A 16,088-nucleotide genomic window follows, 5' to 3' on the forward strand; every position below is an offset into this window, starting at 1 on the left:
ATAAGGAACCCCCCCACTGATTGAAGTTTCACTTTATCAGCATTCTCCATTATGACACTCGACTCCGATCACACGGAATCCATTTGTGTCCAGTTCTTTCTTGATTTTATCTAAAGTTTCTTCTGTCGTATCCTTCGGCAATGTAAAAAGGATACGGCGTATCAGACTGACATGGAAGTTGGATGAATCCAGTGAGATGACTCCTTGGATATCGCTGTATTTACTGATAATACTGCTTATCTTTTTCAATGTTCCCTGTGTGCCATAGCTTCCCACAGTCAGCGTATAGCTGCCTCGGTTCAGTCCCCACGCTTCCTCCAGCAGCTCCAGTACGGCCGCATGTGTCAGCAATCCGACAAACTGCCCCTGGTCATTTTCAACCGGCAGATAAGGATATCTCTTCAGCGTGAAAAAGGCTTTCATGAAGGAGTCATCCTCATCAATTATAGTCTGCTGGTCTTTAGCCAGAGCCGTAATCGGTTCATCCAAAGAATGATTTTCCTTATATTCTAAAATATCAACCTTATAAATATTGCCGACAAACTTTGTATGTGCGGCATCCAGAATAGGGACACAGCGGTAGCCAGTTTTATTTAAAAACTGCAGTGCCTGTTCCAAATTAAAGGTTTCATCACAAAACCGGACATCTTTTTTATCCACCATCTGATGGCGAATCAGCATACGAGCATCCTCCTTTACCCCTAACCTTCTCTATTCTATGCCCGTGCCTATCCGGGAATGATAATAAATTAGAAAGATGGTGACAGGTACCTATACCACTTCATCCAAGTGGTATAGGTACCTGTCACTTTTAATGTTACAATGATAGCTATACTAACAAAATGATTGGGTGAATTTATGAGTAATGCTATCAAATTAATCGCGGCTTCTAAATATAAGAATAGTTTTAGGGATGGCTATCCGCTTGTGACGGAGGAGTCGGTGCAGCGGATTCCGAAGAACATCGAAGAGGGTGCGGTCATTGAGCTGACTGATGAGAGCGGCCGGTTTATCGGCAAAGGATATTATGGAAAGCAGAATAAAGGCAGGGGCTGGATACTGTCGCGAAATCCTCAGGAAACCTTTGATGAAGCATTTTTTGCGAAGAAATTCCAAGAATCGTTAAGAAGACGTGAAGCTCTGTTCCATGATCCCAATACAACCGCCTTTCGTGTTTTTAATGGAGAAGGAGACGGAATCGGAGGCATCACGATTGATTATTATGATGGCTTTTATGTGATCAGCTGGTACAGTGAAGGCATTTATACGTTCAGGGATACGGTGATTCAGGCATTCATGAACAGTGCTGATGTAAAAGGATTGTATGAAAAGAAACGGTTTGCTGTAAAGGGCACTTATATAGAGGACGATGATTTTGCAGCAGGGGAACGGGCATCTTTTCCGCTGATGGTGAAGGAGAATGGAATCAGGTTTCCCATTTATTTGAATGATGGGGCCATGGTTGGTGTATTCCTTGATCAGAGGCATGTACGGAAGACGATCAGGGACAAGTATTCAAATGGAAAAACGGTACTTAACACGTTCTCTTATACGGGCGCTTTTTCAGCTGCTGCCGCATTAGGGGGAGCAGTGAAAACAACCAGTGTCGACCTTGCCAACCGCAGCAAAAGCAAAACCATCGAAATGTTCAGCGTTAACGGCATTGATTTTGAGGCACAGGATATCATTGTGGAAGATGTGTTCAACTACTTCAAATATGCTGTTCGGAAACAGCTGAAATTTGATATGGTCATCCTGGACCCTCCAAGCTTTGCCCGTTCCAAAAAGCATACTTTCAGCGCCAGAAAGGATTATCCGGAGCTGCTCGCTCAGGCAATCCAAATTACAGAAAAAGACGGAATCATTGTGGCCTCATCCAACTGCAGCACATTCAGCATGAAGAAATTCAAAGACTTTATCAAAAAAGCGTTCGCACAAACAGGGGACCGCTACAAAATCCTGGAGGAATTCACCCTTCCTGAAGACTTCCGCACCATTAAGGAATTCAAAGAAGGAGACTACCTTAAAGTAGCAGTCATACAGAAGCTGTAACAAAGGGTGACAGGCACCTATACCACTTCGGCCAACTGGTATAGGTACCTGTCACCTTCATTCATTCATATTTACCCCGCAGTTCCTTCATCTCTTCCACCAGATTCTTCCCGATATCCTGTGAGAAGTCTTCATAGATGGGATCCAGTACATCTTGCCATTCCCTTTTTTCTTCGGGTGTGAGCTCATGTATCTGAATGGAGGAATTCTGCCTGATTTTTTCAAGTAGTTCTTCGTTCATTTCAAAGGCCATCCGGCTATTCCATTCAGTTGTTTCTTCCATTGCCTCGAGCAGAATCTTCTTTGTTTCCTCACTCTGCTCATTCCAGACCTTCCCGCTCATCATCACCGCATACCCCAGATAGCCATGATTGCTGATTGTCATATGCTTTTGCAGGTTATAAAATTTCTTTGAGTAGATATTGGAAACCGTGTTTTCTTCACCATCCACTTCACCATCCTCCAGCAGCTTATAAGTGGAATTGAAGGAATCCTGAATAGTCTTTGCCTTCAGGCGGCTGAATTGGGCCGATATCACATCACTTTGCATAATACGGAAGGATTGCCCTTTCACATCCTCCGGTTTTTGAATGGGCCCATTATTCGTGGTGATCTGCTTAAATCCATTAGGCCAGTGGGCGAGCCCTTTAATGCCGTCCCCCTTTAGAGAATCCAGCAGCTGCTTGCCGATATCCCCATTCAGGCCTTCAAGTGCAGCCTCACGTGAAGGAAAGGCAAAGGGCAAATCCAGCACGGCCCACTTAGGCGAAAGCATCCCAAGCTTAGAGGTGGAAGGGGCAATAAAGTGAACCTGTCCTTCCTTAAGCGCATTGATTTCTTCAATATCAGAATAAAGGCTGCCGTTTGGAAACACTTCTATCTTAATATGGCCATCCGATTTTTCGGCGACAAGATCTGCAAACCGTTGAGCGGCAAGGCCCTTCGGCGTATTTTCTGCCACCACATGGCTGAATTTAAAGACAATTTGATCCTTGAGCCCTTCCTGGTCATCATCGTAGGGAATCTCTTCCCCCGGAAAAAAGCTTCGATAGCCCAAGAAGGCAGCCAGCAGCAAAACCATGCCGGCAAGGAGAATATAGCTTTTCATTTGAATCCTCCTTTTTAAAACTATTAATGTTATCATACTTACAAGAATTCTATCCGTAAAGACAGAAGGGAGGGACCCCTTGTGAATCAGCTGCCCATCCGCTGGAAGATTACCATCCTGTCTTATGCCGTCGTCATTTTTTCTCTATTGATTGGCGGGATGGTCGTGATCGCAAACATCCAGGAGCAGGAAGAAAAAGAACTGAGGATACGCTCGATGAATACCGCCAGAACGGTAGCAGAGCTGTCAGATGTAAAAAAAGGAATCCTGCAGCCGCAGGGCTGGAAGACAGTAAACAAAGTTGCAGAGGAAATCCGGATTATTAATGAAACAGACTATATCGTGATCATGAATATGGAGCGTATCCGCTATTCCCATCCGGTCAGGGAGCTGATCGGCAGGCCATCATCAGGTGAGGATGAGAAACCGGCTTTTGCCGAGCATATATATTTTTCCAAGGCAGAGGGAGACGTCGGCACCTTTATCCGCGCATTCATCCCGATTAAAGATGAAAGCCTCAATCAAATCGGCGTGGTTGTTGTCGGCAATAAGATCCCTTCGATTACGGAGATTATCACAAATCTGGCAGACGAGATCAGCATCATTGTGCTTTTGACGCTCATATTTGGGCTGATCGGCTCTCTAATGCTCGCCAATCATATTAAAAAGCAGATGTTTCAGCTGGAGCCCCATGAAATCAAACGGATGCTGGAGGAAAGGACAGCCACTTTCCACTCGATCAATGAAGGTGTAATTGCGATTGATAACCAGGAAAACATTACGATTTTCAATGAAAAGGCAAAGAAAATTTTTAATGTATCAGGCAAAGTCGCAGGTAAAAAAATTAGGGATGTGCTAAAGGACACAAGGCTTCCCGAGATTGTAGAAAGTAATCGTGCTGTCTATAACGAACAGATCATTGTAAGCGGAAAGGTCATTCTGAGCACCAGAATTCCCATCCGGAAAGACAATGAGAAGATTGGAGCTGTGGCCATCTTCCAGGACCGCACGGAAGTTACGAAACTGGCCGAAGAGCTGACCGGTGTAAAAAGCTTTGTTGAGGCGCTCAGGGTGCAGAACCATGAACATATGAACAAGCTTCACACCATTGCCGGATTGATTCAGTTAGGAAAAGCCGATAAAGCACTCCAGCTGACGTTTGATGCATCTGAAGAACAGGAGAACCTTTCGAATTTCCTCAGTGATAAAGTTAGGAATGATGCCATTGCAGGGCTTTTATTAAGCAAAGTACGGCGCGGCAAGGAATTGGGCATCACGGTGGTTATCGACCCAAACAGCAATCTGGAGGAGTTTCCGAGCAACCTGGATCACCATGACTTTGTTTTGCTGCTGGGCAATCTGATTGAGAATGCTTTCGGGGCTTTTGAGCATAGTGAACGTGAAGATAGAAAAATTGACATCAGCATTGAACAGACGAATGAGATTTGTGCGGTGCTGGTGGAAGATAACGGCAGCGGGATAGAGGAAGCGATATTGCCGAGAATATATGAAAAAGGATTTACCGCCAATAAATCTGGCGGGACAGGCTACGGGCTTTACCTTGTCAAACAAATTGCAGAAAAAGGCGGAGGAGCGATCGAGGTATCAACTGGCCCCAATGAAGGAACTTCTTTTACGATTACTTTTCCGATGGAAGCGGAGGGAGAATTACATGGCGGTTAATGAAGAAATCAGTGTGCTGCTGATTGAAGATGACCCAATGGTCCAGGAAGTGAATAAGGAATTTATTGCAAGTGTGCCCGGCTTTACAATCATTGCTGCGGCCGGGAATGGGGAGGAAGGCATTGCCCTGGCGAAAAAGCTGCAGCCTGATCTGGTGATTTTAGATATTTTTATGCCGAAGAAAGATGGCATTCAAACTCTGCAGGAATTCAGAAAGCAGCACCTCGATTCTGATGTCATCGTCGTTTCCGCTGCAAAGGATAAGGAAACCATTAAGCTGATGCTTCAAAACGGCGCCAGGGATTATATTATCAAGCCCTTTAAGCTGAACAGGATCCAGCAGGCCCTCGAAAAATACCGACATTACAGAGAGAGCCTGAAGGAATCGGGCACATTATCACAGGAGCAGCTTGATGCCCTGATTTATGCCAGGCAGGTGAAAAAAGAAGTAAATGTTCTGCCGAAAGGGCTAAATGAATTCACTTTAAATGAAATTACTGCTTTCATGAAACAGCAGACCGAACCCCGCTCTGCCGAAGAAGTCGCGAACGGCATCGGCATTGCCAGAGTCACCGCCCGCCGCTATCTTGATTATCTTGAAAAAAGCGGTGCAATCCGGCTGGATGTGCAGTACGGAGGCGTGGGCAGACCTGTGAATCGGTATGTCATCGTTTAGTTGCATTCCCTGAGACCAAAATGAACAAAACATCCGTTATGACCATAAACTTCTCTCATTTCTCTGAAAACGCTATCATTTCTAATAGAATGAATAGTTAGAAAAAGGAGCTGGGATAAAAGTGAAGAAGCAGCGGATTTATAAGAATTTAACCTTCCAGGTGTTAACGGCTATTTTTATCGGTGTTATGGTCGGGCTGATTTGGCCGGAAGTCGGTAAAGAAATGAAGCCGGTCGGCGACACCTTTATCAACGCAGTCAAAATGGTCATCGCCCCAATTATTTTCCTGACCATCGTCCTTGGAATCGCTAAAATGGGCGATATGAAAAAAGTCGGCAAAGTGGGCGGAAAAGCGTTCATATACTTCGAGATTGTTACTACACTTGCTTTAATGATTGGCCTGATGGTCGTTAATGTCATTAAACCAGGTGCAGGACTGAACTTTAATGAATTGGAAAAAGGAGATGTTTCACAGTACACAGCCAATGGCGGAGAGGGCATTAATTGGATTGAGTTTGTGACACATATTGTTCCTTCCAACATGGTGGATGCTTTTGCAAAAGGCGATATCCTGCAGGTATTATTCTTTTCTGTTCTATTCGGTGTCGGCTTGGCGGCTCTTGGGGAAAAAGGCAAAACCGTCATTGAATTTTTGGATAAGCTATCATTGGTCTTCTTTAAAATCATCGGCTATATCATGAAGGCAGCCCCGCTTGGAGCATTTGGAGCCATGGCCTATACAATTGGGCATTTCGGACTGGCCTCACTTGTACCGCTTGGCAAACTGATGATTTCCGTGTATGTGACCATGTTCTTATTTATCTTTGTTGTTTTGAACATCATCTGCAAAATGTACGGATTCAGCTTATGGAATTATCTGAAGTTCATCAAAGATGAAATTTTGATCGTATTAGGTACCAGTTCTTCAGAATCAGTGCTTCCGCGAATGATGGATAAAATGGAGCGCATCGGCTGCTCCAAATCAGTAGTTGGACTTGTCATTCCAACCGGCTATTCCTTCAACCTGGACGGGACATCCATCTACCTGTCCATGGCGGTTGTCTTCTTAGCCCAGGTGTTCGGAGTGGATCTGACAATCGGCCAGCAGGTTACCATTTTATTAGTGCTCATGCTGACTTCAAAAGGTGCAGCAGGTGTAACAGGCAGCGGATTTATCGTATTGGCTTCCACGCTTGCAGCCCTTCAGGTTATTCCTCTTGAAGGATTGGCGCTTCTTCTTGGCGTAGACCGCTTCATGAGTGAAGGAAGAGCGATCGTGAACCTGATTGGAAATGGAATCGCAACAATGGTTGTAGCAAAGAGCGAAAATGAGTTTGATGAAAATAAGGCTAAGAAAGCCATCAGTGAAATGAAATTAATGAAGCAGGAACAGCAAAAGCAGGCAGTATAAAGTATAAAGGGAAAGGCCATTCTCCGCTAAGGGGAATGGTCTTTTTTTTGTCGAAAGACCAGCAGTGCAGACGACAATTCCTGCAGCTATTTCCCGGGGAAAGATCAGATGGGAAAGTGCTTTCAGGTCATTTCAATCAAACGTTTGATTGAAAAGTAAATTGTTGAATAAACGCGAAACCTGCCATCATCCTTCATATCCTAGCTTCCGCATAGAGCATAATGCTTCCGGGAACAGGGGCAGACCATCAGTATCCGGACAGCAGGGAAATAGCCAGGAGCTTAAAATCGACACTTTTATATCCCATCGGTTAAAATATTGATATTGAAAGAACAGTCGGTTAGGGGAGACAGGCATGCATCGTAATCATGATCTATATCAATTTTTCCTTGAGAAAACGTGGGATTTAACTGAAGAATGGTATAAAAGCGTAAATAAAGAAGAGAGCGGCGGAGTGTATGCCTCGGAAGACCCCGCTGTGATCGAAGGCGTAAAAAAGCAAAATTACGAATTTCACAAGAAGTTCTCCGAAGTGTTCCATAAAGATGAAGAATCCTTCTTTAATGATTTGGAAGTCTGGATTGTCAATGTGGCGCAGGATGATGAACATCTCCGCACACCTCTTGAGATGATTCACAAGGAGTTCTTTAACACTCAGGAACAGTATTTGAATCTGCTTGAGCAGTTCCTTGAAATCAATCAGGGCCAATATGATGACAAACATATCGCCTTATGGCGCAGGATGATCATCAGAACCATTGGGGAAATAGTTACCTGGTTCACGGAAGAGTATAATAACCATTCCCAGAAGAGGCTGCAGGCTCAGCAGGCTTTAATCCTTGAGCTCAGCTCCCCGGTCATTTCTTTGACAGAAAATATCGCACTTCTGCCGCTTGTCGGGGATATTGATACAGCACGAGCGAAAATCATGCTTGAAAATACACTGCAGCAATGCAATAAATTAGGCGTCAGCCAGCTGTTTCTTGACCTTTCAGGCGTAGTCATGATCGATACAATGGTAGCCCATAAGCTATTCCAGCTGATCGAAGCGCTAAGCCTGATCGGCGTAAAGACCACAATCTCCGGGTTAAGACCGGAAATTGCCCAAACCGCAGTACAGCTTGGGCTGTCTTTTGATCACGTCAGCATCAAATCCACGCTATCGAGTGCCATTAAATCAGCGAACATAATCGCAGGTTAATAAAAAAACACGATGAAGAATGTCTTCATCGTGTTTTTGCATCTATTCCAATCCTTTAATACTCATTTCCTTCACAGGCAGGAATGCCTCACCTGTATCCAGATAGTTAACGCTGACCTGATCACCGTCCTGCAGGTAAATGGCCATCGGCACGGTTTCAGATGAAACCACATAGCTTTTGCGGTTGTCCAGAAGGAATGATACAACGGTGAAATCACCGGATTTCTCCTTATACACCCGCACCACAGTACCGCTTATCTGTTTTTCCTCTGCTTTCGAGCTTCCGTCAACCGTGCCTCCGCCCCGCTGCAATGCGGTTTTATACAAACGCAATGCTTCATTTGGCGTTGTGCCATAGGCGGAAATTTCCGGATTGGCAGCTGAAACAATGAAATAGTTCTGCAGGAATCCGTTGGCATCCAGAACAGGCGTCAGCCAGCTCGCTTCACCGTAGAAGTTATACAGAACAGGCATTTCGCCGCTCCATTTCTTCTCAATGAATTTTTTCTCAATAATCTGGAGAGCACCCTGCGAATCCATATAAGATTCTTCAAGATTGCCTGTAAAGAAGGTCGCTTCGCCCGTCCTTGAATTTGTCAGAGAATAGCCAAGCATCGAGTCAACGCCTTCTTTTGGACTCGTAAAATCAGTGAAGTAGTACATGTCGCCATTTTCATCAAAAATAGGGCTCACATTGGCTTCTGTTCCCTCATCAGATGGAAGCCTTACATCAGACTTTCCGAATTTGCTGTTCCAGAAGCCATGGATATAATTTCCGAAATAGCTGTTCTGCAGACTGACCGTCTCAGGGGAAACTGCTCCATCAATAAAGGCCGGCACATCCGCAAGTTTATAAGACTTTGTCTGTCCGTTCAGCGGGTCAACCATGACTACCCCTTGAACATCAAAACCGTTTCGCGCCGATATAAACTCACCATACGAGCGAATATAAAACGGCTTTCCGTCGTCATCCACTTCCAGCTGCACTTCTCCGTAAAAAATGGCTTGCGGATACTGCATCCGGATATGGCGCTCTATATTTTTATTAAAATAAGAGGATGGTGTGTACACCATATCGCTCTTCATGAATTTTGGATTAGCTGAGGAATCAGTCGCGCTAATTGTAAAATAGCCTGGTGTCTTATCCCCATTCAACCATTTGAAAAAGCCCGAAAACTCAACAGGCGCAATATATACATACTCTCCATTGACTTTCTGGATTTGCAGGCTGCCAAGTTCATAATAACTTGTGTTAGGAACCTGCCCGAAAGCCTTCTTCATCTTATTGCGCGCAAACTTAGGCGGCACGCTCGCCGGTGTTTCTTTTTCATCAAACGTTTCAATCTCCGTTTTTTCCTTCATTTTGGCACTTTCATACTTATCGTCTGCATTAAACAGGAAAGCTGTCAGAAAGAAAGCCCCTGCAGCTAAACTAAGGACAAACACACCCATTTTGATCATACGCTCCCGGCCAGTCGCGAAAACGGCCCCGATTACAGAAGCGATAACCGCGAACAGCCACAAGCTGGTCAAGTTACGGTCCAGGTTGGTTAAATAATACACGGCAAAAACAAGCAGCACAGATAAAGCAGCTGTGGCGGCCATGATTCCGGTTCCCATTTTCCTGCCTTTGTTTTCCTTCGCCTTTTCCTTCGCTTTATAGCTAAACGGAATAAGCAGGATTGAAATCGCCAGTCCGGCGATGAGTGAAAAAATAAATATATTTCCCATAATGAATCTCTCCTAAATTAAGTTCGTTAGTATCCTCTACGGATGAAAATAAAAAAAGTTTCAAAAAGCTGATCCTTAAGTGTTCTTGTGCCTCAGGACTGCATAATCCTTAAAAGGAAGGATTTTTCTGCACCGAACCCGAATAGGAATAGGATTCCATTGTGAAGTAGATTTATTAAGCTTAAAGTATAAGTCCTCAGTCTAAATCTGTAGCCGGTTTCAGCCGAAACGTCGATTTAACAGAACGTTTCCAGCAGTAAAATGGTTAATATAACCAGTATGAGAAACGGAGGCATTATTTATGGAAAAATATATATGCAAAACGTGCGGAACGCAATTTCCACCATGCGATCAACAGCCTGAAAGCTGCCCGATCTGCATGGAAGAGCGCCAGTATGTTGGACCCGGCGGCCAAGAGTGGACTATTTTACATGAAATGACGGAAAGCCAAAATTATACGAATGAAATAAAGCGGGAGGAATCCAATCTTTACAGCTTGAAAACAGCTCCGGAGTTTGCCATCGGCCAGACAGCTTATCTTGTTCAGCATAACGGTTTTAATCTAATGTGGGATTGCATTACCTATCTTGATGAGTGCACGATTGAAGCCATCAAAGAACTGGGCGGGATTAGCGCGATTGCACTGTCCCATCCCCATTATTACTCAGCACAAGTTGAATGGGCGGAAGCATTCAATGCGCCGATTTATATCCATGAAGACGACAGGGAGTGGGTAATTAGGGAAAGTGATCACATCATTTTCTGGAGCGGAGAAAGCCTTAAGATTCATGATGGCCTGGTCATCCACCGCATCGGCGGCCATTTTAAAGGCGGTGCTGTCCTTCATTGGGAAAAGGGGAATGGGGGCAAAGGCGTCATGCTTACCGGCGACATCATTCAGGTCGCTGCGGACAGGGATTGGGTCAGCTTCATGTACAGCTATCCGAACCTCATTCCGCTTCCCGCTGAAACAGTTGAAAGGATGGCCGGCAAAATCAGACCACTGTCATTTGACCGGATTTACAATGCGTTTCACAGAGTGGTAGAAAAGGAGGCAGACCTTGCAGTGCAGCGATCAGCCGAACGGTATGTTAAAGCAATCAGGGGCGAGCTTTTTCAGACCTGAAGTTGGCTCTATGGGTGAAAATTCAGTAAAATAAGGTAATAGAATGGGAGGGAACGAGATGTTAAAGAAACCTGGATTGGATGAGTATGCACCATATTATGAGAAATACGTCAGCTCAGTACCGGAAAGGGACCTTCTGCAAATCCTCGATGAACAAATGAAGGAGACAAACAATCTGGTAAAAGACCTGAATGAAGACCAGGCACATTTCCGCTATGCTCCGGAAAAATGGACGGTTAAGGAAGTGATCGGCCATATTACAGATACTGAACGTATCATGAGCTACCGCCTGCTTTGCATTGGCAGAGGGGAGAAGGCTGAGCTGCCGGGATATGATGATAACCAGTATGTAAAGAATGGCAAATTCAACTCCTTCAGCATTGGGGAGCTTTCAGTACAGCTGTCCCAGGTTCGCCAAAATACGATTGCTTTACTGAAAAGCCTGGATGATGAGGCATTGCTGAGGCGAGGGAATGCGAACGGCACCAGAGTTACCGCCAGAGCCATTGCCTATATCATTGCCGGACATGAACTTCACCACCGCACCTTAATCAAAGACCGGTATATGGGTGCAGAAAGCTTTGGTGTAGCACATGAATAAGCATGAAATAGCGAGCTGGCTCAAGTCCCTTTTGATTGCCTTTGGAATCGCACTGGTCATCAGAGTCTTTCTTTTTTCACCGTACTATGTGGAAGGAGCCTCCATGGATCCTACCCTTCATGACGAGGAAAAAATATTAGTAAATAAATTAAAAGAACTGAACAGAGGCGATATTGTCATCATCAGGGGCGATGAAAAGAACTATGTCAAGAGATTAATAGGTTTCCCCGGCGATGAACTGGAAATGAAGGAAGACCATCTGTATATTAACGGCCAGCAATGGGATGAAGACTACCTTACTGAAAATCGCGAAGCAGCAGAAGGAATTGTCAGCAAACTGACCGGTGACTTCGGTCCTCTCACGGTTCCGAGTGATCACTATTACGTCATGGGGGACAACCGCCTTGTCAGCCTGGACAGCCGAAATGGGCTCGGTTTTATTGAGAAAGAGCGCATTATTGGCGTCAGTGAATTTGTCTGGTATCCTTTTACAAGCATGAGGAAAGTAGATTAGCTACACGGGCGGCAAGCACCGCTCTTTTTACTTAGATAAGGGAACACCTGAACAATCTATTCAAAAGAAAGGATGTTTTTACATATGACAAAAATCGGATTGATTAGACACGGGATTACAGCTTGGAACAAGGAGGGGCGCGCACAGGGAAGCTCGGATATTCCTCTCCATGAAGAAGGATTGGCCGAGGCAGAACGCCTGGCGGAACGGGTTAGCGGCGAAAACTGGGATGTAATTTACTCCAGTAATCTCTTAAGGGCAAGGCAGACGGCAGAAGCCATTCAGAAGAGAAACGGCTCCATTCCCCTTCACCTCGATCCCCGAATTAGAGAAGTCGGCGGCGGAATGATTGAAGGCACAACAGAAGCCGAACGACTTGAAAAATGGGGCCAGAATTGGCGTGAAATGGACCTTGGTTTCGAGCCGAAAGAAAGTGTTATGGAAAGAGGGCTTGGCTTCCTGCAGGAAATTACAGAAAAGCACCCGGGCGAAAACGTGCTGATTGTAAGCCATGGCGCCTTCATTCGCCATCTGTTAAGAGAGCTGGTTCCGCAGACAGACCTATCCACTCCGCCGAAAAACACATCTATCACGGAACTGTTAATAAAAGAAAGCAAGTGGGACTGTGAGCTTTATAATTGCACGAAGCATTTGGAAGCGGAGCAGATAGAATCATAATGAAAAAAGCATAAGCAAAAGAGGCCGGACAGGCGGAATCGCAGCCTTTTCCTGAGAGAAAAATAAAAGCCTCCCCGAACCGGGAGGCAAAGCTTACCAGTACATATTTTAATTTATTTTCTTTTTATCTTTACTTAAGATCGTCAGCTCATATGGGTCATTTCGAATATCTTCTGCTTTTTCATGTGTTTGTAAGAAGCTCTTGATTTCCTCTTCAATGCGTTCTGCCAGCACCTTTGCGTCCGGATCATCTGCTTTCACGGATGTTTTCACCTTTATTTGCAGCGGGAGAGGATGGAACGAGTATGAAAACCCTTTTACCTTGAATTCTTTGTTTTCCATCAAGCCGCTTGCGATGACGTGAATGACTCCGGCTTCATCCCATTGCTGTTCCTGTTCTCTGGCTTCCATATCAATCTGTCTAATGTCATATTTGAACCCCTTTCCATATTCACTTGAAATGGAATTCAATAAACTATTAAGCTCGTCAGTCCTTTCTTCGGTCTTCGGAATAGCTACAAAAATGTATTTCTCAATTTCATTTATCCTTGCCTGAACTGGGAAGGCCATCGTGTAATTATTCGCTTCAAGCGCTTTAATGATTTTTTGTTCCAGCTCCAGGCTGTCAGCTTGCTGCTTTTTCATTTCAGGGGTTTCTTCTGGTATCGTGTTATCATGTTTGTCCCTTTTTATTCTGATATCATACGCACCAAAGTTATGATCTTTTAATGAGTGGCTGAAGGATTTTTTTACATCTCCTTTAATGCTGTTTACATCCTCCTTTGTTCCTCCAAGCCAGACGGTTAACTCTTTATCGGGGATGGAGGCATCCATTCTTCTCAAGTCATAGCGATGCTTATTAGCAGTATCACTAATGACATCATATAAAGCATATTTGTATTCTTCCTGTTTTATAAATACGCTGAAGTAAGGAATCTTGGCGGCTACCTTTGCCATTCCGGGAGAAAAATAAGCTGTCCCGATAAAAAGAATGAACAAAGCTGCTGCAGCTGTACCTGCATAAGCCCATTTCTTTTTCCGGCTTATTCTTTCTTTCTTTTGAAAAGAATATGAGTTAGGTCTTACAGCTTTTAATACCATTTCTTTTTGTCTATCCTCGAATCGAATTTGATTATCAGGGTATTTAAAATGATTGGTCATGTCTGTTCATCTCCCTTATCTGAAAGAACGTCTTTTAAGGAATTTCTTGCCCGGTGAAGCCGCGTTTTGACTGTATTCATATTTATGCTCAGGAGGTCGGAAATTTCGGCAAGCGTTAGCTCTTCATAATAGTGAAGGATAATGACTTCACGCATTTTCAAAGGGAGCCTAAGAACTCTGCTATACAGATACTCCTTATTTTCTATATGAAGCAGCTCAGTTTCAACAGAATCCATTCGATCTGCCAGCAGGGATCCAATCCATTCTTTATAAAATAAATTTTTATAAGACCAGCTTTTTAAAACATCCTTGCATTTGTTGACAGTGATCCTGTAAAGCCAGGTTTTATAGGCAGCTTTCTTCTGAAAACCTTCAAGGTTCTGGTAGCAGCTAATAAAAACTTCCTGAGATACGTCTTCAGCCAGCTGCTTTTGTTTTAAATAGGAGAAGGCAACCCTGATAACCATGTCCCCATATTTATCCATTAGCCAAATAAGCTTCTCTTCTTTGGACTCTGTATCGGATTGAAGGGGCGGCCCTTGATTGTCTGTTATTTTTACCAGCATGTTTATGCTCCTTTCGTTGGTAACACTTAGACGAGGGGTACTGGTTCGAGGTTCCATAAAAATTGGAAAAAAGAAAAACAGCAGTGTTGACGCTGCTGTTTTTTGTTAGTCCTTATGTATTTCCGACTTATAATTCGGAAAAGTAAAGCTGAAAACAGTTCCTTTATCGACTTCGCTTTTGACACGGACATTGCCATCCATGGCTCTTACAATACTGAATACGACCATCATTCCAAGGCCGGTCCCTTTGGAGCCTTTAGTAGAATAATAGGGTTCTCCCAGGCGCTGAAGCTGTTCTGGAGTCATGCCCACGCCAGTGTCTTTTATTTCGATGGTGATTTGGCTGCTGCTGTAGTGCGTTTCTATGTATAATTGCCCGCCGCGCGGCATGGCCTCAATTGAATTTTTAATTACATTCAAGAAGCATTGGTGGAATTTTTGCCGATCCCCCTTAATAGATCCGAGGAGGGAAAAGTGGGCATTGATTTCGACGGAATTCTGGTTGGCTGTCGGCTTTAATATATTCAATACCTGCATGAGCTCTTTTTTTACATTGATCTCCTCGATCTTATCCAAGGATGGCTTGGAAAAGGTTAAATAGTTCTGGATGACCTGCTCCGCTGATTCCAGCTCAGCCTTCACAATGTTCAAATATTCCACCCTTTTTCGCGGTGGCAGCCGCTGCTCCTGCAAAAGCTGAACAAATCCGATCGCGGCTGTCAGGGGATTGCGGATTTCATGGGAGATGGCTGCACCCATTTGCTCGACAGCTTCAAGTTTTTCGGCCCGGACGAGATTCTCACGCATATCCAGATTTCTTTTAGCAAATTCAAATACATATGTAATCATAAAAACACCCAATGGCGGAATCATCAAATAGGCAAACCAGGCATCGAACCGGTTTTGTGGCGGCGCGCTTAGTTCCATTACTATGACCGTCAGTACACTTAAAATCAGGGTAATAATAACCGAAAAGCGAATCCTTTTTCGGGGCACCTGCTTCCAAAACCAGGGGTAGAACTTCCAAAGAATAATTCCCAGGGGCAAATATAAAAGAATATTAGAATAAAACCCAGGCTCTATTCCATAAAAACTTCTCATCAAAATCACAGTTCCGGCCAATGCAAGGCCAATCCCCGCATATAAACCGCCGATGATGACAGGTATCAATCGTAAATCAAAAAAATAATGGGGGCTTGTCTGATAGGAAAACTGAAAGCATATCCAGATCATAAACAAAAGCCATACAAAAGAGCAGCCTTTGGAAAACCGGAATTTAGAACTTTTTTCCGCCCATACAAGCACAACAAACAAGATAACGATCAAAAGCGATAGATTAAAGAAAAGATGCTTGGTAATTTCCATCGTTTCACCTGCCTCTTCGTGAGGTTATAAGAAAATTCTATATTGTTTTACTATTATTGACAATACTCATTTGCTTTTTTTATATAACATTGTCAGAAAAAACAAAAATTTGGCAAGCTAAAGAACCAATTCCTGTAAAAAGTAAATGAGTTTTCTTTTGAATTAATCGGAATGGTCCCGCTGTTTTCTTTTATTTTGCTGTTTACCTCCTTTGA

At 44.0% G+C, this 16,088-nt stretch carries 15 protein-coding genes; 9 read left to right on the forward strand and 6 right to left on the reverse strand.

From position 1 onward, the window contains the following. Positions 1–36 precede the first annotated feature (36 nt). Positions 37–681 (reverse strand): cyclic di-AMP binding protein CbpA, encoded by a 645-nt coding sequence (cbpA, locus tag CHI10_RS10685; protein WP_095244276.1) that lies wholly within the window; start codon positions 679–681, stop codon positions 37–39. Between the two features lie 177 nt (positions 682–858). On the opposite strand from cbpA, the gene CHI10_RS10690 reads away from it, so the two are divergent. Next, on the forward strand, positions 859–2,052 hold the full coding sequence (locus tag CHI10_RS10690) for a class I SAM-dependent rRNA methyltransferase (protein WP_095244277.1): 1,194 nt from the start codon (positions 859–861) through the stop codon (positions 2,050–2,052). Between the two features lie 61 nt (positions 2,053–2,113). Here CHI10_RS10690 and CHI10_RS10695 read toward each other — a convergent pair whose 3' ends face one another. Further along, positions 2,114–3,160 (reverse strand): TRAP transporter substrate-binding protein, encoded by a 1,047-nt coding sequence (locus CHI10_RS10695; protein WP_095244278.1) that lies wholly within the window; start codon positions 3,158–3,160, stop codon positions 2,114–2,116. Between the two features lie 81 nt (positions 3,161–3,241). On the opposite strand from CHI10_RS10695, the gene CHI10_RS10700 reads away from it, so the two are divergent. From CHI10_RS10700 to CHI10_RS10715, 4 genes are all read left to right on the forward strand, one after another. Beyond that, positions 3,242–4,843, forward strand: coding sequence for an ATP-binding protein (locus tag CHI10_RS10700; protein WP_095244279.1), 1,602 nt, complete (start codon positions 3,242–3,244; stop codon positions 4,841–4,843). After that, the gene (locus tag CHI10_RS10705; RefSeq protein ID WP_095244280.1) at positions 4,833–5,519 is read left to right on the forward strand and encodes a response regulator; all 687 of its coding nucleotides are present in this window, start codon (positions 4,833–4,835) and stop codon (positions 5,517–5,519) included. The genes CHI10_RS10700 and CHI10_RS10705 overlap by 11 nt, the downstream gene beginning before the upstream one ends. A 121-nt stretch (positions 5,520–5,640) precedes the next feature. Beyond that, positions 5,641–6,930, forward strand: coding sequence for a C4-dicarboxylate transporter DctP (gene dctP / locus CHI10_RS10710; RefSeq protein WP_095244281.1), 1,290 nt, complete (start codon positions 5,641–5,643; stop codon positions 6,928–6,930). 355 nt (positions 6,931–7,285) lie between these two features. Beyond that, positions 7,286–8,131, forward strand: a complete 846-nt coding sequence (locus tag CHI10_RS10715; protein ID WP_095244282.1) for an STAS domain-containing protein — start codon at positions 7,286–7,288, stop codon at positions 8,129–8,131. A 42-nt stretch (positions 8,132–8,173) separates the two neighbouring features. Here the strand turns inward: CHI10_RS10715 and CHI10_RS10720 are convergent, their stop codons facing one another. Beyond that, positions 8,174–9,862, reverse strand: coding sequence for a hypothetical protein (locus tag CHI10_RS10720; protein ID WP_095244283.1), 1,689 nt, complete (start codon positions 9,860–9,862; stop codon positions 8,174–8,176). 301 nt (positions 9,863–10,163) lie between these two features. On the opposite strand from CHI10_RS10720, the gene CHI10_RS10725 reads away from it, so the two are divergent. The 4 genes from CHI10_RS10725 (at position 10,164) to CHI10_RS10740 (ending at position 12,781) form a co-directional block, all read left to right on the forward strand. Beyond that, complete coding sequence (locus CHI10_RS10725; RefSeq protein WP_095244284.1) at positions 10,164–10,988, forward strand: MBL fold metallo-hydrolase; 825 nt, start codon at positions 10,164–10,166, stop codon at positions 10,986–10,988. 58 nt (positions 10,989–11,046) lie between these two features. After that, positions 11,047–11,589, forward strand: a complete 543-nt coding sequence (locus CHI10_RS10730; protein WP_095244285.1) for a DinB family protein — start codon at positions 11,047–11,049, stop codon at positions 11,587–11,589. After that, the gene (gene lepB, locus CHI10_RS10735; RefSeq protein ID WP_095244286.1) at positions 11,582–12,103 is read left to right on the forward strand and encodes a signal peptidase I; all 522 of its coding nucleotides are present in this window, start codon (positions 11,582–11,584) and stop codon (positions 12,101–12,103) included. Before CHI10_RS10730 ends, lepB begins: the two co-directional genes overlap by 8 nt. 84 nt (positions 12,104–12,187) lie before the next feature. Then, a complete protein-coding gene (locus tag CHI10_RS10740; RefSeq protein ID WP_095244287.1) occupies positions 12,188–12,781 on the forward strand; it encodes a histidine phosphatase family protein in 594 nt (197 codons plus the stop codon). A 108-nt stretch (positions 12,782–12,889) separates the two neighbouring features. Here CHI10_RS10740 and CHI10_RS10745 read toward each other — a convergent pair whose 3' ends face one another. The 3 genes from CHI10_RS10745 to CHI10_RS10755 all read right to left on the reverse strand — a co-directional run bounded on the left by CHI10_RS10745 (position 12,890) and on the right by CHI10_RS10755 (position 15,873). Beyond that, the gene (locus CHI10_RS10745) at positions 12,890–13,942 is read right to left on the reverse strand and encodes a DUF4179 domain-containing protein (protein WP_095244288.1); all 1,053 of its coding nucleotides are present in this window, start codon (positions 13,940–13,942) and stop codon (positions 12,890–12,892) included. Then, positions 13,939–14,508 carry a sigma-70 family RNA polymerase sigma factor gene (locus CHI10_RS10750; protein WP_095244289.1) on the reverse strand — a complete coding sequence of 190 codons (570 nt, stop codon included), beginning with the start codon at positions 14,506–14,508 and terminating at the stop codon, positions 13,939–13,941. The genes CHI10_RS10745 and CHI10_RS10750 overlap by 4 nt, the downstream gene beginning before the upstream one ends. A 105-nt stretch (positions 14,509–14,613) precedes the next feature. Continuing rightward, complete coding sequence (locus tag CHI10_RS10755) at positions 14,614–15,873, reverse strand: ATP-binding protein (protein WP_095244290.1); 1,260 nt, start codon at positions 15,871–15,873, stop codon at positions 14,614–14,616. Positions 15,874–16,088: the final 215 nt, after the last annotated feature.

The sequence above is a fragment of the Bacillus sp. 7894-2 genome, from assembly GCF_002272225.1.
GTDB lineage: Bacteria > Bacillota > Bacilli > Bacillales > Cytobacillaceae > Cytobacillus.